The sequence below is a fragment of the Mesorhizobium sp. LjNodule214 genome (assembly GCF_964252735.1).
In the GTDB taxonomy this organism is placed as follows: Bacteria; Pseudomonadota; Alphaproteobacteria; order Rhizobiales; family Rhizobiaceae; genus Mesorhizobium.
The window spans coordinates 1-21,045 of record NZ_CAXUPE020000009.1; the positions used below are offsets into that span (position 1 = coordinate 1).

At 62.7% G+C, this 21,045-nt stretch carries 16 protein-coding genes, 1 tRNA gene and 1 pseudogene; 16 read left to right on the forward strand and 2 right to left on the reverse strand.

Going from position 1 to position 21,045, the window contains the following annotated elements:
* Positions 1–169: 169 nt before the first annotated feature.
* From ACSQ3Z_RS37030 to ACSQ3Z_RS37085, 12 genes and pseudogenes are all read left to right on the forward strand, one after another.
* Positions 170–1,852, forward strand: a complete 1,683-nt coding sequence (locus ACSQ3Z_RS37030; RefSeq protein ID WP_436176001.1) for a hypothetical protein — start codon at positions 170–172, stop codon at positions 1,850–1,852.
* A 90-nt stretch (positions 1,853–1,942) separates the two neighbouring features.
* Positions 1,943–2,424: pseudogene (locus tag ACSQ3Z_RS37035) on the forward strand (group II truncated hemoglobin).
* Between the two features lie 158 nt (positions 2,425–2,582).
* Positions 2,583–2,658, forward strand: a tRNA-Trp gene (locus tag ACSQ3Z_RS37040).
* A 378-nt stretch (positions 2,659–3,036) separates the two neighbouring features.
* Positions 3,037–3,240, forward strand: a complete 204-nt coding sequence (gene secE, locus ACSQ3Z_RS37045; protein ID WP_006202142.1) for a preprotein translocase subunit SecE — start codon at positions 3,037–3,039, stop codon at positions 3,238–3,240.
* A gap of 27 nt (positions 3,241–3,267) precedes the next feature.
* Positions 3,268–3,795, forward strand: coding sequence for a transcription termination/antitermination protein NusG (gene nusG, locus ACSQ3Z_RS37050; protein ID WP_436176002.1), 528 nt, complete (start codon positions 3,268–3,270; stop codon positions 3,793–3,795).
* Between the two features lie 173 nt (positions 3,796–3,968).
* A complete protein-coding gene (rplK, locus tag ACSQ3Z_RS37055) occupies positions 3,969–4,397 on the forward strand; it encodes a 50S ribosomal protein L11 (RefSeq protein ID WP_006202140.1) in 429 nt (142 codons plus the stop codon).
* 4 nt (positions 4,398–4,401) lie between these two features.
* The gene (gene rplA, locus ACSQ3Z_RS37060) at positions 4,402–5,100 is read left to right on the forward strand and encodes a 50S ribosomal protein L1 (RefSeq protein ID WP_006202139.1); all 699 of its coding nucleotides are present in this window, start codon (positions 4,402–4,404) and stop codon (positions 5,098–5,100) included.
* 394 nt (positions 5,101–5,494) lie between these two features.
* Positions 5,495–6,013 (forward strand): 50S ribosomal protein L10, encoded by a 519-nt coding sequence (gene rplJ, locus ACSQ3Z_RS37065; RefSeq protein ID WP_192179913.1) that lies wholly within the window; start codon positions 5,495–5,497, stop codon positions 6,011–6,013.
* Between the two features lie 54 nt (positions 6,014–6,067).
* On the forward strand, positions 6,068–6,445 hold the full coding sequence (gene rplL, locus ACSQ3Z_RS37070; RefSeq protein ID WP_436176003.1) for a 50S ribosomal protein L7/L12: 378 nt from the start codon (positions 6,068–6,070) through the stop codon (positions 6,443–6,445).
* A 252-nt stretch (positions 6,446–6,697) separates the two neighbouring features.
* Positions 6,698–10,834 carry a DNA-directed RNA polymerase subunit beta gene (gene rpoB, locus ACSQ3Z_RS37075; protein ID WP_436176004.1) on the forward strand — a complete coding sequence of 1,379 codons (4,137 nt, stop codon included), beginning with the start codon at positions 6,698–6,700 and terminating at the stop codon, positions 10,832–10,834.
* A gap of 129 nt (positions 10,835–10,963) precedes the next feature.
* Complete coding sequence (gene rpoC, locus ACSQ3Z_RS37080) at positions 10,964–15,160, forward strand: DNA-directed RNA polymerase subunit beta' (protein ID WP_120015348.1); 4,197 nt, start codon at positions 10,964–10,966, stop codon at positions 15,158–15,160.
* An 86-nt stretch (positions 15,161–15,246) separates the two neighbouring features.
* Entirely contained in the window at positions 15,247–15,912 is a 666-nt protein-coding gene (locus ACSQ3Z_RS37085; protein WP_436176005.1) for an O-methyltransferase, read from the forward strand.
* Between the two features lie 111 nt (positions 15,913–16,023).
* On the opposite strand, the gene ACSQ3Z_RS37090 is transcribed toward ACSQ3Z_RS37085, so the two are convergent.
* Positions 16,024–16,959, reverse strand: coding sequence for a Gfo/Idh/MocA family protein (locus tag ACSQ3Z_RS37090; RefSeq protein WP_436176006.1), 936 nt, complete (start codon positions 16,957–16,959; stop codon positions 16,024–16,026).
* Between the two features lie 110 nt (positions 16,960–17,069).
* Positions 17,070–17,351: a transcriptional regulator gene (locus ACSQ3Z_RS37095; RefSeq protein WP_436176007.1), complete on the reverse strand. Its 282-nt coding sequence runs from the start codon at positions 17,349–17,351 to the stop codon at positions 17,070–17,072.
* 474 nt (positions 17,352–17,825) lie between these two features.
* Here ACSQ3Z_RS37095 and rpsL point away from each other — a divergent pair, with 474 nt between their 5' ends.
* From rpsL to ACSQ3Z_RS37115, 4 genes are all read left to right on the forward strand, one after another.
* Positions 17,826–18,197: a 30S ribosomal protein S12 gene (gene rpsL / locus ACSQ3Z_RS37100; protein WP_006202128.1), complete on the forward strand. Its 372-nt coding sequence runs from the start codon at positions 17,826–17,828 to the stop codon at positions 18,195–18,197.
* Positions 18,198–18,259: 62 nt separating this feature from the next.
* Positions 18,260–18,730: a 30S ribosomal protein S7 gene (rpsG, locus tag ACSQ3Z_RS37105; protein ID WP_006202127.1), complete on the forward strand. Its 471-nt coding sequence runs from the start codon at positions 18,260–18,262 to the stop codon at positions 18,728–18,730.
* A 29-nt stretch (positions 18,731–18,759) separates the two neighbouring features.
* Positions 18,760–20,850 carry an elongation factor G gene (gene fusA / locus ACSQ3Z_RS37110; RefSeq protein WP_436176008.1) on the forward strand — a complete coding sequence of 697 codons (2,091 nt, stop codon included), beginning with the start codon at positions 18,760–18,762 and terminating at the stop codon, positions 20,848–20,850.
* A 66-nt stretch (positions 20,851–20,916) separates the two neighbouring features.
* Positions 20,917–21,045 (forward strand): GTP-binding protein (locus ACSQ3Z_RS37115; RefSeq protein ID WP_245513479.1); only part of this gene is annotated, 129 nt, incomplete at its 3' end.

Sequence of the window (21,045 nt, forward strand, 5' to 3'; positions counted from 1 at the left end):
ACGACGCCGGCCTTAGCCGGAGTTTCGAATGGAAAGGGCGGTCCTCGGGGCCGCCCTTTTTTGTACCGACGTGTCGCCGGCCGGTCGCCGATTATCCGTGTTGTTTCAAAGCTGTTGCAAGCGCCGCTGCCGCAACTAGTATAGGTTGCATTGGGGAGCTTGCCGACAAGTGGTTCCAGGGCATCGTTTGAACAATCAGGCGTGGTGGTCGCTGGGGCTGGTTTGCCTGGTGTCTCTGTTTGTCATGGGGCATGCCGCGTTAGCGGCGGATGCGAGAGAATCCGATCTTGGCCCGCCGATGCGGTTTGTTGTCGTGCGCAGCAATGCGCCGGGTTGCGAGCCGACCTGTCCCGAATGGATTTCGGCGGAAGGCACGATTGAAGCCGGCACGCCGGCGCTGCTCAAGCGCGCGCTCAAGAAACTTGGCGACCGCAAGCTGCCAGTTATCGTCGATTCTCCCGGCGGCAATGTCGATGCGGCGCTGGCGCTTGGCCGGCTGATCCGCAAGAACAAGCTCGATATCGCAGTCGGCAAGACCCGGTTCGAGGGCTGCCTGCCGGATGAGAAGGACTGCACCGACAATGACGGCAGGGGCGCCCGCTATTTCGGCACCGCCTACGCCGACGGCTCCATTTGCAATTCCGCCTGTCCGCTGATGTTTTCCGGCGGGGTCCGCCGTGTGGTCGGGCAATGGGCCTTTCTCGGCGTCCACCAGATCACGACCACCTACGTCAAGACGAAATTGCTCTACCGGACCACCTATCGCGTGGTGAAGGGCAAGAAGAAGGTCATCAACACCAGGGTCGTCAGCCGCAAGAACGCCGGCAGCTACAAGACCTACGAGATGAGCAAGGCGGTGGAGAAGAGGCTGGCGGCCTATCTGAAGGAGATGGGCGTCGGCCAGGACGTGCTCACAACGATGAAGAACACGCCCGCCAGCGGCATCCACCAGCTGGTCCCGGAAAACATGCTGCGGATGAACCTCGTCACCAGCCTGGATTCCGTCGACCTGTTCACTGCGGGAACCATATGCCGCGCCAATCCGCTGCCCGCGAATTGCCGGGAGATACCGGCGAACAAACCGGCGATGCCGACGGTCCCGACGGTCGAGGCCCCGACGGCCGGGTCCGAGCCTACCGAGGTCACCCCGGCCCAACCCGAGATCGCGCAGCGCGAAGAGGATATGCGCTTTGTCGTGGTTCGCGGCAGCAATCTGCTTTGTGACCCCGACTGCCCGGAATGGATTTCGGCGGAAGGTACGATTACGGCCCGGACGCCGGAGAGGCTGCGCCAACTGCTCGACACGCTTGGCGACCGGCGATTGCCCGTGGTGATCAGCTCGCCCGGAGGCGACGTGCCCGGCGCACTGGCGGCGGGACGGCTGATCCGCGAAAGAAAGCTCGACGTCGCCGTTGCCCGCACCGAATTCGTTGGCTGCGAACCGGGAGAGGCGGATTGCGCGGCCGAAGACGGCGTCCTTGCCGGGCTGACCATCGACGCCGGAGGCGAGTGCGATTCGGCTTGCGCGCTCATGCTTGCCGGTGGCGTCAGACGGCTTGTCAGTTCCCAGGCGCGGCTCAGCGTGCATTCGTTGGGGCTGGAGCGGAAGGTCAAGGGCTACCTTGAGGAGATGTCGATCGGCTCCGGTCTGTTCTCGACGATGCAGTCCGTTTTGTATTCAAGCCACAGGCAGCTCGAACCCGACATGATGCTGAAGGTCGGGCTGACGACCAGGCCCCAATCGGTGGACGCGCTGACCGGCGCCACGATCTGCAAAGCGTCGCCGAAGCCTGACAACTGCCGCATGGTGCCGGCGCCCAACGCCCAGGCCGACGCGCCCGCCCGCCTGTAGCGCCGCCGATCCGGACTGGCCATCGAGGCAGGTTGAGCCCTGCTCGATGTTTCCGCTATCGTCGACGCCAATCGACAGGCGAGGATCGATATGAGCAAGGACGTCCCGACATTGTTCGAATGGGCCGGCGGCGCGGAGGCGCTGAACCGGCTGACGCAGACTTTTTACGACAAGGTGGGGCGCGACCCGGTCGTCGGTCCGGTGTTCAAACACATGTCGCCGGATCATCCGGCCCATGTCGCGGCTTTCATCGGTGAGGTTTTCGGTGGACCCAAGACCTACAGCGAAGAGCATGGCGGCCATCGCGAGATGGTGATGCATCATCTTGGCAAGCATCTGAGCGAAGAGCAGCGCCGCCGCTGGATCAACCTGCTGGCCGATGCCGCGGACGAAGTCGGCCTGCCGGACGATCCTGAATTCCGCTCCGCCTTCATGGGCTATGTAGAATGGGGTCGCGGCTGGCGAAGATGAATTCCAACCTCGGCGAGACCTGCGATCCGCAGACCGAGCCGATGCCGGCCTGGGACTGGGGCGTGCCCGGCGGGCCGTACAAGCCGCCGGCCAAGAGCTAGGGCATTGATAAGAGTCCGGATCGTGCGGGTCTATGGGGACGGGCTGCTTGTGACTTATCCGGATTTCTGGCGAAGGGTATGAAACGACATCACACGGCTCTTTACAGCGCGCGCGGAAGCTTTTAGGAAGCGCCTGCTGCGCCGACACGCGCACGGATACGGGCATAGCTCAGTTGGTAGAGCGGCGGTCTCCAAAACCGCAGGTCGTAGGTTCGAGCCCTGCTGCCCGTGCCATTTCCCGAAATGGCCAAGTTCGACGTCTTTGTTTGATGTCTTGGCGCGCCCTCCGCATTTGAAAACTGGCGGCAGGCTTGCCATATTGGCGCGATTGGGGCATAAGGCGCTCATAGCCGGGACGGAACGACTGGATGGTTCCGATGCGGCGTTTGGCCATAAAGCGGACACTTGCCACTTGCGTGGATCAAGAATCGGTTTTATGTAGACGAAACAGACACGCGACGCGTGGAGCTGGGAAGCCGGCTTTACGCGTCCGATTTGCATGGGCGAAATGGTTGCGCTGATTCGGCGCTGACATGAAGCCCAGGCGGCACGTCCCGGCCTGCGGGATCATCCAGGAGACCCGGCCAACGGGTCTTGAAGACAGAGCGGCATATGGCTTCGAAAACCACAAATCCATTCACCTTCCTCCAGCAGGTTCGCGCGGAGACCGCCAAGGTGACTTGGCCGTCGCGGCGCGAAACGATGATCTCGACGGTGATGGTGCTGGTGTTCGCGGTCATCGCGATGATCTTTTTCTTCACCGCCGACGTGGCCATGGGCTACGCGATCGAGTGGATTCTGGGGCTTGGACGTTAAGTCCGGCGATTACGGAGAAGTCGTGAAATGACTGCGCGCTGGTACATCGTCCACGCCTATTCGAACTTTGAAAAAAAGGTTGCCGAGGACATCGAGCACAAGGCCAAGCAGAAGGGCCTGTCCGCGGATATCGAGCAGATCGTGGTGCCGACCGAGAAGGTCGTCGAGATCCGTCGCGGCCGCAAAGTCGATGCCGAGCGCAAGTTCTTTCCGGGCTATGTGCTGCTCAAGGCCAACCTGACCGACGCGGTGTTTTCGCTGGTCAAGAACACGCCGAAGGTCACCGGTTTCCTCGGTGACTCCAAGCCGGTGCCGATTACCGAGACCGAGGCGCAGCGCATCCTGAACCAGGTGCAGGAAGGCGTCGAGCGGCCGAAGCCCTCGGTCACTTTCGAGATCGGCGAAGCGATCCGCGTTTCGGACGGCCCGTTCGCGTCGTTCAATGGTTTCGTCCAGGAAGTGGACGAGGAGCGGGCGCGGCTCAAGGTGGAAGTTTCGATCTTCGGGCGCGCCGTGCCTGTCGATCTGGAATTCGGACAGGTCGAAAAGGGCTGATCCGAAATCCTTGGCGCCTGACGGCGGCAAGGGAGGCGGCGCGGAATTTCGCGCGGCCATGAACGGGTGGGAGGCGAACGTGGGCTTAGCCGGCCGCGGGAACCGCACCACCAGACTGCAACCGCCGGTGTTCCCCCATAGTGGGGCCGGCATGAGAAAAGGCAGGAAGAGAGATGGCTAAGAAAGTTGCAGGCCAGCTCAAGCTCCAGGTTGCCGCGGGCTCGGCTACGCCGTCGCCCCCGATCGGCCCGGCGCTTGGTCAGCGCGGCATCAACATCATGGAGTTCTGCAAGGCGTTCAACGCGCAGACCCAGGAAATGGAAAAGGGATCGCCGATCCCGGTCGTCATCACCTACTACCAGGACAAGTCGTTCACCTTCGTCATGAAGACGCCGCCGGTGAGCTACTTCCTGAAGAAGGCAGCGAACCTGAAGTCGGGCTCGAAGGAGCCGGGCAAGGTCAAGGCCGGCACGATCGGCCGCGACAAGGTGCGCGCCATCGCCGAGCAGAAGATGAAGGACCTGAACGCGAACGACGTCGAAGCCGCCATGCGCATGGTCGAAGGCTCCGCCCGTTCGATGGGCCTGGAAGTGGTGGGCTGAGATCATGGCAAAGATTGCAAAGCGTGTATCGAAGACCCGCGAAGGCATCGACCCCAACAAGGCTTACGCCCTGGGTGAAGCACTGAAGCTGCTCAAGGAGCGGTCGTCGGTGAAGTTCGACGAGACCATCGAAGTCGCGATGAATCTCGGCGTCGATCCGCGCCATGCCGACCAGATGGTCCGTGGCGTGGTCAATTTGCCGAACGGCACCGGCCGCTCGGTCCGCGTCGCCGTGTTCGCACGCGGTGACAAGGCCGAGGAAGCCAAGGCCGCCGGCGCCGATGTCGTAGGTGCCGAGGATCTGGTCGAGATCGTCCAGAAGGGCACGATCGACTTCGATCGCTGCATCGCCACGCCGGACATGATGCCGCTGGTCGGTCGTCTCGGTAAGGTGCTCGGCCCGCGCGGCATGATGCCGAACCCGAAGGTCGGCACCGTGACCACCGATGTCGCCGCCGCCGTCAAGGCGTCGAAGGGTGGTGCGGTCGAGTTCCGCGTCGAGAAGGCCGGCATCGTCCAGGCCGGCGTCGGCAAGGTCTCGTTCGACGTCAAGGCGCTGGAAGAGAATGTGCGGGCCTTCGCCGATGCGGTGACCAAGGCCAAGCCGACTGGCGCCAAGGGCAACTACGTCAAGAAGGTGTCGGTCACCTCGACGATGGGCCCGGGCCTCAAGCTCGACGTCTCGACGCTCGCAGCGTCCTGATACGAATTATCCTGATCGGCCGCTAAAGAGCTGATCCGAAAAGAATTCCGGGCCTCCGACCTGTCGGCGGCCCGGTACCGGAAGTCGAGAGGCTTCCGGACATCCTGTCCGAGATTGCAGGCGGCCCAAACGCCTTAATTCATGTGGGCCTGCATGAGACGGGTGAAGACCCGACAACGGAGCGATTGCTCCAATGAAAGGTTCGAACCGTGTTTGCCTTTTGTCTGCGCATCGTCCGGCTTGCCGGCCGGTGTGGCGAAAGGGGGCAGGATCCTCGAGCGTCGTTCGGGAGATCCGTTACTGGATGGCCCGGCCGGCAAAAGGCAACCCGACGCCTGTCCTCGTGAATGGGAATGTTCCCGTTAACAGGATTGGGGTCAACTGGAGATAGGCAGTGGACAGAGCGGAAAAACGCGAACTCGTCACGGGCCTGAATGATGCGTTTACGAGCGCTGGTTCAGTCGTCGTGGCCCACTACGCCGGTATCACCGTCGCGCAAATGAACGACCTTCGGTCGAAAATGCGCGCCGCCGGTGGCACCGTCAAAGTCGCGAAGAACCGTCTCGCCAAAATCGCTCTTCAGGGCACGGACTCCGCATCGATCATCGACCTGTTCAAGGGACAGACGCTGATCGCCTATTCGGAGGATCCGATTGCGGCGCCGAAGGTCGCGTCCGATTTCGCCAAGGGGAATGACAAGTTGATCATTCTCGGCGGCGCAATGGGCACCACCTCGCTCAACGCCGACGGTGTGAAGGCACTCGCCACACTTCCGTCGCTCGACGAGCTGCGCGCCAGGCTGGTTGGCATGATCGCCACGCCGGCAACCCGGATCGCCCAGATCGTCAATGCGCCCGCGGCTTCGGTCGCGCGCGTCATCGGCGCTTACGCCCGGAAGGACGAGGCGGCATGAGGCCGTTCCTCGCTATCACAAACACACGTTCGAACCTTATGAAGGAATACAACAATGGCTGATCTCGCAAAGATCGTAGACGACCTTTCGAAGCTGACCGTCCTCGAGGCGGCCGAGCTGTCGAAGCTTCTGGAAGAAAAGTGGGGCGTTTCGGCTGCCGCTCCGGTCGCGGTTGCCGCTGCCGGCGGCGCTGCCGCTGCTGCTGCTCCGGTTGAGGAAAAGACGGAATTCGACGTCGTCCTCACCGAGGCAGGCGCCCAGAAGATCAACGTCATCAAGGAAGTCCGCGCCATCACCGGTCTTGGCCTCAAGGAAGCCAAGGACCTGGTCGAGGCGGCTCCGAAGCCGGTCAAGGAAGCTGTTTCCAAGGCCGACGCGGAGAAGTTCAAGGCCCAGCTGGAAGCAGCCGGCGCCAAGGTCGACCTGAAGTAAGCGTAGAATACCGGCGGGCGGCCTCGCGCCGTCCGCCACTCCCTTGGCTGCCAGGGGAGGGATGTATCGCGAGGCGTATGAGAACCTCTTTCCTGAGGGCCGAAACCGGCCTTCAGGAAACGGGTTTTCTCCCGTTCTAGCCGGCCGCCGACAGGTGGCGGGACAACAGACAGGGGCTGCCGCCGAGGCGGCCCGGAATTGCAAGGCGAGCCGCGGCGAGGCTCGTCCCGAGTTTAGAGCTAAGGAGCGACGATGGCCCAGACCCAGACTTTCAATGGCCGCAGACGCGTACGCAAGTTCTTCGGAAAGATCCCGGAAGTTGCGGAGATGCCGAACCTGATCGAGGTTCAAAAGGCATCGTATGACCAGTTCCTGATGGTGGACGAACCCAAGGGCGGGCGTCCGGATGAGGGACTGCAGGCCGTTTTCAAGTCGGTCTTCCCGATTTCCGATTTTTCCGGCTCCTCGATGCTGGAGTTCGTGAAGTACGAGTTCGAAGGACCGAAATTCGACGTTGACGAATGCCGTCAGCGCGACCTGACCTATGCCGCGCCGCTGAAGGTGACGCTGCGCCTCATTGTGTTCGATATCGACGAGGATACCGGCGCGAAGTCGATCAAGGACATCAAGGAGCAGGACGTCTACATGGGCGACATGCCGCTCATGACCTTGAACGGCACCTTCATCGTCAACGGCACCGAGCGCGTCATCGTCTCGCAGATGCACCGTTCGCCGGGCGTCTTCTTCGACCATGACAAGGGCAAGTCGCACTCGTCGGGCAAGCTTCTGTTTGCCGCGCGCGTCATCCCCTATCGTGGTTCGTGGCTCGACATCGAGTTCGACTCGAAGGACGTCGTGCACGCCCGCATCGACCGCCGCCGCAAGATCCCGGTGACGTCGCTGCTGATGGCGCTCGGCATGGACGGCGAAGAGATCCTGTCGACCTTCTACAACAAGATCACCTACAAGCGCGCCGGCGACCATTGGCGTATTCCGTTCAACGTCGAGCGTTTTCGCGGCCTCAAGGCCGTCGGCGACCTCGTCGATGCCGACACCGGCGAGATCGTCGTCGAGCAAGGCAAGAAGATCACCGCCCGCCAGGCCAGGGCGCTTGGCGAAAAGGGCCTCAAGGCGATCAAGGCGACCGACGAGGACCTGCTCGGCAACTATCTGGCCGAGGACATCGTCAACTACGGCACCGGCGAGATCTTCCTCGAGGCCGGCGACGAGATCGACGAGAAGACGCTGAAGGTGCTGCTCGGCACCGGCGAGAACGAGATCCAGGTTCTCGACATCGACCACGTCAATGTCGGCGCCTATATCCGCAACACGCTCAACGTCGACAAGAACGAGAGCCGCCAGGACGCGCTGTTCGACATCTACCGTGTCATGCGCCCGGGCGAGCCGCCGACGCTCGAGACCGCCGAAGCCATGTTCAACTCGCTGTTCTTCGACAGCGAGCGCTATGATTTGTCGGCTGTCGGCCGCGTCAAGATGAACATGCGCCTCGAGCTCAAGGCCGAGGACACCGTGCGCGTGCTGCGCAAGGACGACATCCTGGCCGTGGTCAGGACGCTGGTCGAACTGCGCGACGGCAAGGGCGAGATCGACGACATCGACAATCTCGGCAACCGCCGCGTGCGCTCGGTCGGTGAGCTGATGGAGAACCAGTACCGCGTCGGCCTGCTGCGCATGGAGCGCGCGATCAAGGAACGTATGTCCTCGATCGAGATCGACACGGTGATGCCGCAGGATCTGATCAACGCCAAGCCGGCGGCTGCCGCCGTGCGCGAGTTCTTCGGTTCCTCGCAGCTGTCGCAGTTCATGGACCAGACCAACCCGCTGTCGGAGATCACTCACAAGCGTCGTCTCTCGGCGCTTGGACCGGGCGGTCTGACCCGCGAGCGCGCCGGCTTCGAGGTGCGCGACGTGCACCCGACGCATTACGGCCGCATCTGCCCGATCGAGACGCCGGAAGGCCCGAATATCGGCCTGATCAACTCGCTGGCGACCTTCGCGCGCGTCAACAAGTACGGCTTCATCGAGAGCCCGTACCGCAAGATCGTCAGCGGCAAGCTGACCAATGAGGTCGTGTATCTGTCGGCGATGGAAGAGGCCAAGCACCATGTCGCGCAGGCCAATGCCGAGCTCGACAAGAATGGCGGTTTCGTCGACGAGTTCGTCATTTGCCGTAACGCCGGCGAAGTGATGATGGCGCCGCGCGAAAACGTCGACCTGATGGACGTCTCGCCGAAGCAGATGGTTTCTGTGGCCGCGGCGCTGATCCCGTTCCTCGAGAACGACGACGCCAACCGCGCGCTGATGGGCTCGAACATGCAGCGTCAGGCCGTGCCGCTGGTGCGTGCCGAGGCTCCGTTCGTCGGCACCGGCATGGAGCCGATCGTTGCCCGTGACTCGGGCGCCGCCATCGGCGCCCGCCGCGGCGGCATCGTCGACCAGGTGGACGCGACGCGTATCGTCATCCGCGCCACGGAAGATCTCGATCCCGGCAAGTCCGGCGTCGACATCTACCGGCTGATGAAGTTCCAGCGTTCGAACCAGAACACCTGCATCAACCAGCGTCCGCTGGTGCGCATGGGCGACCGCGTCAACAAGGGCGACATCATCGCCGACGGTCCGTCGACCGAACTCGGCGATCTGGCGCTCGGCCGCAACGTGCTTGTCGCGTTCATGCCGTGGAACGGCTACAACTACGAGGACTCGATCCTGCTCTCTGAGCGCATCGTGGCCGACGACGTCTTCACCTCGATCCATATCGAGGAGTTCGAGGTCATGGCGCGCGACACCAAGCTCGGGCCGGAGGAAATCACGCGCGACATTCCGAACGTCTCGGAAGAAGCGCTGAAGAACCTCGACGAGGCCGGCATCGTCTATATCGGTGCGGAAGTGCAGCCGGGCGACATCCTGGTCGGCAAGATCACGCCGAAGGGCGAAAGCCCGATGACGCCGGAGGAAAAGCTCCTGCGCGCCATCTTTGGCGAAAAGGCCTCGGACGTTCGCGACACCTCCATGCGCATGCCTCCGGGTACGTTCGGCACCGTCGTCGAAGTTCGCGTCTTCAATCGCCACGGCGTCGAGAAGGACGAACGCGCCATGGCGATCGAGCGCGAGGAGATCGAGCGCCTGGCCAAGGACCGCGACGACGAGCAGGCGATCCTCGACCGCAACGTCTATTCGCGCCTGTCCGACATGCTTGTCGGCAAGGATGCGATTGCCGGGCCGAAGGGCTTCAAGAAGGGCTCGAAGCTGTCGAAGGACACGCTCGACGAGTATCCGCGTTCGCAGTGGTGGCAGTTCGCGGTGGAGAACGAAAAGCTCCAGAGCGAACTGGAAGCGCTGCGCGGCCAGTACGACGATTCCAAGAAGGCGCTCGAGCAGCGCTTCATGGACAAGGTCGAGAAGGTGCAGCGCGGCGACGAAATGCCTCCGGGCGTCATGAAGATGGTCAAGGTCTTCGTGGCCGTGAAGCGCAAAATGCAGCCCGGCGACAAGATGGCCGGCCGGCACGGCAACAAGGGTGTCGTGTCGCGGATCGTTCCGGTCGAGGACATGCCGTTCCTCGAGGACGGCACGCATGCCGATATCGTGCTCAACCCGCTGGGTGTGCCGAGCCGCATGAATGTCGGCCAGATCCTGGAAACGCATCTGGGCTGGGCCTGCGCTGGCATGGGCAGGAAGATCGGCGAGCTGATCGACGCGTACAAGGCGGGTGGTGACATCAAGCCGCTGCGCAAGACGCTCGAGAGCTTCATGCCTGCCAACGACCGCAACGAGCCGGTCCGCGAGTATGACGACGAAAGCGTCGTTCGCCTAAGCGAGCAGATGCGCCGCGGCGTCTCCATCGCGACACCGGTGTTCGACGGTGCGCACGAAGCCGACATCAATATCATGCTGGAGCAGGCGGGCTTGCACACCAGCGGCCAGTCGCAGCTCTATGACGGACGCACCGGCGAGCCGTTCGATCGCAAGGTGACGATGGGCTACATCTACATGCTCAAGCTTCACCACCTGGTGGACGACAAGATCCACGCGCGTTCGATCGGACCGTACTCGCTCGTTACCCAGCAGCCGCTGGGTGGCAAGGCGCAGTTCGGTGGCCAGCGCTTCGGCGAAATGGAGGTCTGGGCGCTCGAAGCGTACGGCGCCGCCTACACGCTGCAGGAGATGCTGACGGTGAAGTCGGACGACGTCGCCGGCCGTACCAAGGTCTACGAGGCGATCGTCAGAGGCGACGACACGTTCGAGGCCGGCATTCCCGAGAGCTTCAACGTTCTCGTCAAGGAAATGCGGTCTCTCGGCCTCAATGTCGAGCTGGAGAATACCAAGCTCGACGACAACCCTGTCCGGCTGCCCGACGCGGCCGAGTAAGGCAATGGCGCGCCGCGGAAAGCCGCGGCGCGCCTATCGAATTCTTCGGCCGGTGGGCCGACCACTCAGCGGGCATTTGGCCCGCGCTAGATGCAAGGGGTTTTCGAGGACCCCGAAAAGGAGAACGGCATGAACCAAGAGGTCATGAATCTCTTCAATCCCCAGGCGCCGGCGCAGGTGTTCGATTCCATCCGGATTTCGCTCGCCAGCCCTGAGAAGATTCTGTCCTGGTCGTTCGGCGAGATCAAGAAGCCGGAGACCATCAACTACCGCACCTTCAAGCCGGAACGCGACGGCCTGTTCTGCGCGCGCATCTTCGGCCCGATCAAGGACTATGAGTGCCTGTGCGGCAAGTACAAGCGGATGAAGTACAAGGGCGTCATCTGCGAAAAGTGCGGCGTCGAAGTCACGCTGTCGCGCGTTCGCCGCGAGCGCATGGGCCATATCGAGCTCGCCGCGCCCGTCGCCCATATCTGGTTCCTGAAGTCGCTGCCGTCGCGTATCGGCACGCTGCTCGACATGACCCTGAAGGACATCGAGCGCGTCCTCTACTTCGAGAACTACATCGTCACCGAGCCAGGCCTCACCGCGCTGAAGGAGCACCAGCTGCTCAGCGAGGAAGAGTACATGATCGCAGTCGACGAGTATGGCGAGGATTCGTTCACCGCCATGATCGGCGCCGAGGCCATTCATGACCTTCTGGCCGGCATGGACCTGGAGAAGATCGCCGGCGACCTGCGTTCGGAGCTGGCTTCGACCACCTCCGAGCTCAAGCAGAAGAAGTATCTGAAGCGGCTCAAGGTCGTCGAGAACTTCATGGAGTCCGGCAACCGTCCGGAATGGATGATCATGAAGGTGGTCCCGGTGATCCCGCCGGACCTGCGCCCGCTCGTCCCGCTGGACGGCGGACGCTTCGCCACGTCCGACCTCAACGATCTCTATCGCCGCGTCATCAACCGCAACAACCGCCTGAAGCGGCTGATCGAGCTGCGTGCCCCCGGCATCATCGTGCGCAATGAAAAGCGCATGCTGCAGGAAGCCGTCGACGCGCTGTTCGACAACGGCCGCCGCGGCCGCGTCATCACCGGCGCCAACAAGCGACCGCTGAAGTCGCTGTCCGACATGCTGAAGGGCAAGCAAGGCCGGTTCCGCCAGAACCTGCTCGGCAAGCGCGTCGACTATTCGGGCCGCTCGGTCATCGTGACCGGTCCGGAGCTCAAGCTGCACCAGTGCGGCCTGCCGAAGAAGATGGCGCTCGAACTGTTCAAGCCGTTCATCTACGCCCGCCTCGACGCCAAGGGGTTCTCCTCGACCGTCAAGCAGGCCAAGAAGCTGGTCGAGAAGGAGCGTCCGGAAGTCTGGGATATCCTCGACGAGGTCATCCGCGAGCATCCGGTGCTGTTGAACCGCGCGCCGACGCTGCACCGTCTCGGCATCCAGGCGTTCGAGCCGATCCTGATCGAAGGCAAGGCGATCCAGCTGCATCCGCTGGTCTGCACGGCCTTCAACGCCGACTTCGACGGCGACCAGATGGCCGTCCACGTGCCGCTGTCGCTGGAAGCGCAGCTTGAAGCCCGCGTGCTGATGATGTCGACCAACAACATCCTGCACCCGGCCTCCGGCGCGCCGATCATCGTGCCGTCGCAGGACATGGTTCTCGGTCTCTACTATCTCTCGATCGTCAACCAGAACGAGCCGGGCGAGGGCATGGTGTTTGCCGACATGGGCGAACTCCAGCACGCGCTGGAGACCAAGGCGGTGACGCTGCACGCCAAGATCAAGGGTCGCTTCCGCACGGTCGACGCCGAAGGCAAGGTCGTGTCGAAGATCCACGACACCACGCCTGGCCGCATGATCATCGGCGAGCTTCTGCCGAAGAACGTCAACGTGCCTTACGAGACCGCCAACCAGGAGATGACCAAGAAGAACATCTCCAAGATGATCGACACCGTCTACCGCCATTGCGGTCAGAAGGAGACGGTCATTTTCTGCGACCGCATCATGGCTCTCGGCTTCAGCCACGCCTGCCGCGCCGGCATTTCGTTCGGCAAGGACGACATGCTGATCCCGGACGCCAAGATCAAGCTGGTGTCCGACACCGAGGCTTTGGCCAAGGAGTACGAGCAGCAGTACAATGATGGCCTGATCACGCAGGGCGAGAAGTACAACAAGGTCGTCGACGCCTGGGCCAAGTGCTCGGAAAAGGTCGCCGACGAAATGATGGCCCGCATCAAGGCGGTCGAGTTCGAGGACAACGGCCGTCAGAAGCCGATGAACTCGATCTACATGATGTCGCACTCCGGTGCGCGTGGCTCGCCCACCCAGATGCGCCAGCTTGCCGGCATGCGTGGCCTGATGGCCAAGCCGTCGGGTGAAATCATCGAGACGCCGATCATCTCGAACTTCAAGGAAGGCCTGACCGTGCTCGAGTACTTCAACTCGACCCACGGCGCCCGCAAGGGTCTGGCAGATACCGCCTTGAAGACGGCGAACTCGGGTTACCTCACCCGTCGTCTGGTCGACGTGGCGCAGGACTGCATCGTCAATTCGGTCGACTGCGGCACCGACAAGGGCCTCACCATGCAGCCGATCGTCGATGCCGGCCAGGTCGTCGCTTCCGTCGGCCAGCGCGTGCTGGGCCGTACGGCGCTCGACGACATCACCCATCCGGTGTCGGGCGAGGTTCTGGTCAAGGCCGGAACGCTGATGGACGAGCGTGACGTGGAACAGATCGAAAAGGCCGGCGTGCAGTCGGTCCGCATCCGTTCGGCACTGACCTGCGAGGTCAGGATCGGCGTCTGCGCGGTCTGTTACGGACGCGATCTTGCCCGCGGCACCCCGGTCAACCAGGGCGAAGCCGTCGGCGTCATCGCGGCGCAGTCGATCGGCGAGCCGGGCACCCAGCTCACCATGCGTACCTTCCACATGGGCGGTACCGCGCAGGTGGTCGATAGCTCGTTCCTTGAAGCCTCGTATGAGGGCAAGGTCGAGATCCGCAACCGCAACGTTGTGCGCAACTCCGACGGCCAGCAGATGGTCATGGGCCGCAACATGGCGGTGCTGATCCTCGACGAAGCCGGCAAGGAGCGCGCCACGCACCGCGTCACCTATGGTTCGCGTATCTTCGTGGACGATGGCGACAAGGTGAAGCGCGGCCAGCGTATCGCCGAGTGGGATCCTTATACCCGCCCGATCCTCACCGAAATCGAGGGCAAGGTGCAGTTCGAGGATCTGGTCGACGGCATTTCCGTCCAGGAAACGGCCGACGAGTCGACCGGCATCACCAAGCGCGAGGTAATCGACTGGCGTTCGACGCCGCGCGGCAACGACCTCAAGCCGGCGATCGTCGTTCATGACGCCAAGGGCAAGGTCGGCAAGCTGTCGAAGGGCGGCGATGCCCGCTTCCTGCTCTCGGTCGAGGCGATCCTTTCGGTCGAGCCGGGCGCGCATGTCCGGCCCGGCGACGTGCTGGCGCGTATCCCGATGGAAAGCGCCAAGACCAAGGACATCACCGGCGGTCTGCCGCGTGTTGCCGAATTGTTCGAGGCACGCCGTCCGAAGGACCACGCCATCATCGCCGAGATCGATGGCACGGTCCGCTTCGGCCGCGACTACAAGAACAAGCGCCGCATCATCATCGAGCCGCATGACTCGACGCTTGAGCCGGTCGAATACCTGATCCCGAAGGGCAAGCCGTTCCATCTCCAGGACGGCGACGTCATCGAGAAGGGCGACTACATCCTCGACGGCAACCCGGCGCCGCACGACATCCTGGCGATCAAGGGCGTGGAGGCGCTTGCGTCCTACCTCGTCAACGAGATCCAGGAGGTCTACCGCCTGCAAGGCGTGTCGATCAACGACAAGCACATCGAGGTGATTGTTCGCCAGATGCTGCAGAAGGTCGAGATCACCACGCAGGGCGACTCGACCTACATTCCGGGCGACCACGTCGACGTGATCGAGCTGGAAGAAGTCAACGAGCGGCTGATCGAGGACGGCAAGAAGCCGGCCGAAGGCCAGCCGGTGCTCTTGGGCATCACCAAGGCCTCGCTGCAGACGCCGTCCTTCATCTCGGCCGCCTCTTTCCAGGAGACGACGAGGGTGCTCACCGAAGCAGCTGTTGCCGGCAAGACCGACATGCTGCAGGGCCTGAAGGAAAACGTCATCGTCGGCCGTCTGATCCCGGCCGGCACCGGTGGCACGATGAGCCAGATCCGGCGCATCGCCACCTCGCGCGACGAGCTCATCATCGACGAGCGCCGCAAGGCCTCGGGTGTCGAGGTCGCCGAGCCGATGCTGACCGACATGGTCACCGCCGCGCAGTAGGGCGGGATATAGGAAAGAACAGAAAAGGGGCCCAAGTGGCCCCTTTTCGCGTTTTGGTTTCCACGCGCGCATCGGAGAAGTAGGCGATGAGCAAGAAGAGCTGGGCGGCCGTCGACGACTACATCGTTGCCTCCCTGTTTGAACCGGACCCCGTCCTCGATGCCGTTCTGGCGGCTAACCACGATCAGGGCCTGCCGGCGATCGATGTCTCGCCGGCGCAAGGCAAGCTGCTCTCGCTGCTTGCGCGCATGCGAGGGGCGAAGAGAATTCTCGAGATCGGCACGCTGGGCGGCTACTCGACCATCTGGATGGCGCGCGGGCTGCCTGTTGACGGCAAGATCGTGACGCTCGAACTCGATCCGCACCATGCCAGCGTCGCGCGGTCGAATTTCGAACGGGCAGGGGTGTCGGGCCGCGTGGAGCTGCGGGTCGGGCCGGCGCTGCAATCACTCGCGGCGCTGGGTGCGGAGAATGCCGGGCCGTTCGATCTCATCTTCATCGACGCCGACAAGCCGAACAACCCGAACTATCTGTCCAGGGCGATGCGCCTTTCCAAGCCGGGGACTGTCATCGTCTGCGACAACGTCATCCGCGACGGCGCGGTGGTGAATGAGGATGGCCGCGACGCCAATGTCGAAGGGGCTCGCGCGGCGTTCTCGTTCATCGGCGGCGACAAGCGCCTGGACGGCACCGCCATCCAGACTGTTGGCGCCAAGGGCTATGACGGGTTCGCCATCGCGATCGTCGATTGAACCGATCTCGGTCGTAGCCGATATGGTCAAGCGCGCCGGTTGCCGGATCAAGGATTGAGTATCCGCCGGGTTCTCCGCGCCGCAACAATCCCGTCGCGGGACGGTCGGGGCTCAGTCGAAGAACGCTTCCACCACGTTGCGCTTGCCGAGCATGAAGGCATCGGCGACATGCTGCAGTGGCGCGAGATCGACGTCGGAGACTCCGGCGCGCACGATTTCGGCGAAGCGCCGGTAGAGCATCGGATACTCGGCCTCCGGCTCTTCATGGACGACCTTGCCGTCGATGGCGAGCTTCGAGCCGCCGCCGGAAAGCACCATCTTGCCTTTGTCCGTCTCGGCCAGGATGTCCCAGCTCTGCGGGCCGGTCTGCAGCCAGTCGAGTTCCATCGTCACCGGCAATCCGTTCGAGGTGCGGAAGGTGACATGGGCCGCGACCGGGGCGGCGCGATTCTCCGGAAAATCGAGCACGGCCGAGGTGATGAACATTGCCGGCAAGATGTGGGTCGCGATCGACAATGCATTGATGCCGGGATCGAAGACGCCGAAGCCGCCCGGGGCCCAGATCCATTCCTGGTTCGGGTGCCAGCGGCGCACGTCTTCCTTCCAGTTGATGGCGGCCGACTTGATGCTGGCCGATGCGAGGAAAGCGCGCGCGGCTTCCACCGCCGGCGCATAGCGCGAATGCCAGCTGGCGAACAGCGAGACGCCGTTTGCTGCCGCCAGGGTCTTCAAATCCTCGACCTCGCTGACCGTGGCGCCAGGCGGCTTTTCCAGGAAGACATGTTTTTTCGCGAGCAGCGCTGTGCGCGCGGCGTCATAGCGGAATTGCGGCGGCATGCAGAGCGAGACCGCTTCGAGCTCCGGCACCGCCTCGAGCATCGCTTCGATGTCATGGAAATTCGGAATGCCGTCGACCTTGCCGTGCCGGCTGGCGGCGGCGATGAGGCGATAATCCCCGTCCTTGGCCAGAGCCGGCAGGTGTTGATCGCGGACGATCTTTCCGACGCCGACGATGCCGAGCTTGATGGGACCATTGTTCGAAGGCATGGGGACTCCGCAGATTGGAATTTTGCTTGGTTCTTAGCAGAGAACCAGTGTCGGACAAGCCGGGCGAGACGGGCGCGGTGACTGCGGCAAGGAGCAGCCGATTCTCTCGGTCAGATCGCCACGTCGAAGGTGACGATCGACACCTCGCCTTCGAGCGCGCCCTGATAGGCCGAAAGATGCGGCTCGTCGTCGGGCTCGCCGTCCATGTCGCCGATCTGGTCGAGTTCGGCTTCGGCGTAGCCCTCGGCCGCGAGCGATTCGAGTGCCCGGCGCACCGCCGAATCGTCATCGGGCGCGACCAACATCACATGGACGCCTTCCGGCTTGCCGCCCTTCTTCTTCCAGACACGGCCGGTGATGATGGTGACCGGGCGCTCCTCATTGTCGTTCACGGGCTGATTCCTCTAGAGACCGGGCGGCGAGGGGGATTTGCACCGCCCATGCCCGCCTTTTGGCATGAAGCCATGGCTGGCAACAGCCAAAAGCCGGTCACTTTCTTCCTCGCCCTTGCAAAATTGCGAAAGAAAATTACATGCGCTTTTCGCATGGCTGCCAAGCCCCGGTTGCGGCGCAATATTTGGTGCCGCGGGGTTGACGGCCATCGGGCTTGCGAGTAGAAGCCGCCCAGTCAGAACCGATGTGAGGCTCTCCCTTCCGAAGCGACACGCTTTGGAGTTTGCCTCAAACAGGGTTCGTTTTACGAGCGAAAAGACATTTCCGGCGCGCATGAAGCGGTTTCCGCTTCCTCTGCAATTTGTTCGGGCAGGACCGCGAGGCGCGGTTTGTGGCCCGAATTTGCGTATGGAAACGACGCTTTGAGCGGCCCTGACCGGGCAAGACACGGAATTGAGAGACAAGAGGGTTTAATGCCTACCGTCAACCAGCTGATCCGCAAGCCGCGCCTGGCGCCGGTGAAGCGCAACAAGGTCCCGGCCATGCAGCAGAACCCGCAGAAGCGGGGCGTCTGCACGCGCGTCTACACCACGACGCCGAAGAAGCCGAACTCGGCGTTGCGCAAGGTGGCCAAGATCCGTCTGACCAATGGTTTCGAAGTGATCGGCTACATCCCCGGCGAAGGCCACAACCTTCAGGAGCACTCCGTGGTCATGATCCGCGGCGGCCGCGTGAAGGACCTTCCGGGCGTCCGCTATCATATCATTCGCGGCGTGCTCGACACGCAGGGTGTGAAGAACCGCAAGCAGCGCCGTTCGAAGTACGGCGCCAAGCGTCCGAAGTAAGGTTTTCCGGCTTCGGCGCTTTTTTTGACTGCGCCGTGCCTTGAGATTGAGAGACAACAGCCATGTCCCGTCGTCACAGTGCAGAAAAGCGTGAGATCAATCCGGACCCGAAGTTCGGCGATCTGATCGTCACCAAGTTCATGAACGCCGTCATGTATGACGGCAAGAAATCGGTTGCCGAGACCATCGTCTACGGCGCGCTCGACCAGGTCCAGTCGAAGACCAAGCAGGAGCCGGTCACCGTCTTCCATCAGGCGCTCGACAATGTCGCGCCGCATGTGGAAGTGCGTTCGCGTCGCGTCGGCGGCGCCACCTACCAGGTTCCGGTCGACGTGCGCCCCGAGCGCCGTCAGGCTCTGGCCATCCGCTGGCTGATCGCGGCTGCCCGCAACCGCAATGAGACCACCATGATCGACCGCCTCTCGGGCGAGCTGATGGACGCTGCTAACAACCGCGGCACCGCCGTCAAGAAGCGTGAAGACACCCATAAGATGGCAGAAGCCAACCGCGCTTTCGCGCACTATCGCTGGTAAAGCGCGAACGAGACTGAGAGGCACCTCCCATGGCCCGCGAATACAAAATCGAAGACTACCGCAATTTCGGTATCATGGCGCATATCGACGCCGGCAAGACGACGACCACCGAGCGCGTCCTCTATTACACGGGCAAGTCGCACAAGATCGGCGAAGTCCATGACGGCGCTGCCACCATGGACTGGATGGAGCAGGAGCAGGAACGCGGCATCACGATCACGTCGGCTGCGACCACGACCTTCTGGAAGGCTCGTGACGGCAAGATGCACCGCTTCAACATCATCGACACTCCCGGGCACGTCGACTTCACCATCGAGGTCGAGCGTTCGCTGCGCGTGCTCGACGGCGCCATTGCGTTGCTCGATGCCAATGCCGGTGTCGAGCCGCAGACGGAGACTGTCTGGCGTCAGGCCGACAAGTACCGCGTTCCGCGCATGATCTTCTGCAACAAGATGGACAAGATCGGCGCCGACTTCTACCGCTCGGTCGAGATGATTGGCTCGCGCCTCGGTGCGCAGGCTGTCGTCATGCAGCTGCCGATCGGTGCCGAGACCGAGTTCAAGGGTGTCGTCGACCTCGTCGAAATGAACGCGCTGGTCTGGCGCGACGAGACGTTGGGCGCTGCCTGGGATGTCGTCGAGATCCCGGCCGACCTCAAGGCTCGTGCCGAAGAATATCGCGAGAAGATGATCGAAGCCGCCGTCGAAATGGACGAGACGGCGCTCGAGAATTACCTCGAAGGCAAGATGCCGTCGAATGACGAGATCCGCTCGCTGATCCGCAAGGGCACGATCGCGGTCAAGTTCTATCCGATGTTCTGCGGCTCGGCCTTCAAGAACAAGGGCGTGCAGCCGCTGCTCGACGCCGTCGTCGAATATCTGCCGTCGCCGGCCGATGTTCCCGCCATCAAGGGTGTCGACGCCAAGACCGACGCCGAGATCGAGCGTCACGCCGACGACAACGAGCCGCTGTCGATGCTCGCCTTCAAGATCATGAACGACCCGTTTGTCGGTTCGCTGACCTTTGCCCGCATCTATTCGGGCAAGCTGACCAAGGGCGTCTCGCTCGACAACACCGTAAAGGGCAAGAAGGAGCGCATCGGTCGCATGCTGCAGATGCATGCGAATTCGCGCGCCGACGTCGAAGAGGCTTTTGCTGGCGACATCGTCGCCCTGGCCGGCCTCAAGGACACGACCACTGGCGACACGCTCAGTGATCCGCTGCATCCGGTCATCCTCGAGCGCATGGAATTCCCCGATCCGGTCATCCAGATCGCCATCGAGCCGAAGACCAAGAACGACCAGGAAAAGATGGGCCTCGCCCTTCACCGCCTGGCTGCCGAGGATCCGTCCTTCCGCGTCAAGACCGACGAGGAAAGTGGCCAGACCATCATTTCCGGCATGGGCGAACTCCACCTCGACATCATCGTCGACCGCATGCGCCGCGAGTTCAAGGTCGAGGCCAATGTCGGCGCGCCGCAGGTGGCCTATCGCGAGACGATCACCCGCAAGCACGAGCAGGACTACACGCACAAGAAGCAGACCGGCGGTACCGGCCAGTTCGCTCGCGTCAAGCTCCTGTTCGAGCCGAATCCGGACAGCAGCGAATTCGAGTTCGAATCTAAGATCGTCGGCGGTGCCGTTCCGAAGGAATACATCCCCGGTGTCGAAAAGGGCATCAACAGCGTCATGACCTCGGGTCCGTTCGCCGGCTTCCCGATGATCGGCGTCAAGGCGACGCTCATCGATGGCGCTTACCACGATGTCGACTCCTCGGTGCTCGCCTTCGAAATCGCCGGCCGTGCCTGCTTCCGTGAAGCGGCGCCCAAGCTTGGCGTGCAGTTGCTCGAGCCGATCATGAAGGTCGAAGTCGTGACGCCGGAAGACTACGTCGGCAGCGTCATCGGCGACCTGAACGGCCGTCGCGGCCAGATCCAGGGCCAGGAAGCGCGTGGCGTGGCGGTGGTCATCAACGCGATGGTGCCGCTGGCGAACATGTTCAAGTACGTCGACAATTTGCGCTCGATGAGCCAGGGCCGCGCGGCTTACACGATGCAGTTCGACCACTACGAGCCGGTCCCGACCGCGGTCGCCCAGGAAGTCCAGAAAAAATACGCGTAACTCGGACGAGTTGCAGCGGTAACTTAATTCAAGGCCCGCACGGGCGAGCAGGAATGGAGACATCACATGGCAAAAGGTAAATTCGAGCGCACTAAGCCTCATGTGAACATCGGCACGATCGGCCACGTCGATCATGGCAAGACGTCGCTGACGGCGGCGATCACGAAGTATTTTGGCGAATACAAGCGCTACGAC

Coding starts and splice junctions, on each gene's coding strand:
- ACSQ3Z_RS37085 (WP_436176005.1), top strand. CDS start 15,247: ATGAGCAAGAAGAGCTGGGCGGCCGTCGACGACTACATCGTTGCCTCC.
- ACSQ3Z_RS37090 (WP_436176006.1), bottom strand. CDS start 16,959: ATGCCTTCGAACAATGGTCCCATCAAGCTCGGCATCGTCGGCGTCGGA.
- secE (WP_006202142.1), top strand. CDS start 3,037: ATGGCTTCGAAAACCACAAATCCATTCACCTTCCTCCAGCAGGTTCGC.
- rpsG (WP_006202127.1), top strand. CDS start 18,260: ATGTCCCGTCGTCACAGTGCAGAAAAGCGTGAGATCAATCCGGACCCG.
- nusG (WP_436176002.1), top strand. CDS start 3,268: ATGACTGCGCGCTGGTACATCGTCCACGCCTATTCGAACTTTGAAAAA.
- rpoB (WP_436176004.1), top strand. CDS start 6,698: ATGGCCCAGACCCAGACTTTCAATGGCCGCAGACGCGTACGCAAGTTC.
- rplL (WP_436176003.1), top strand. CDS start 6,068: ATGGCTGATCTCGCAAAGATCGTAGACGACCTTTCGAAGCTGACCGTC.
- rplA (WP_006202139.1), top strand. CDS start 4,402: ATGGCAAAGATTGCAAAGCGTGTATCGAAGACCCGCGAAGGCATCGAC.
- rplK (WP_006202140.1), top strand. CDS start 3,969: ATGGCTAAGAAAGTTGCAGGCCAGCTCAAGCTCCAGGTTGCCGCGGGC.
- rpsL (WP_006202128.1), top strand. CDS start 17,826: ATGCCTACCGTCAACCAGCTGATCCGCAAGCCGCGCCTGGCGCCGGTG.
- rpoC (WP_120015348.1), top strand. CDS start 10,964: ATGAACCAAGAGGTCATGAATCTCTTCAATCCCCAGGCGCCGGCGCAG.
- fusA (WP_436176008.1), top strand. CDS start 18,760: ATGGCCCGCGAATACAAAATCGAAGACTACCGCAATTTCGGTATCATG.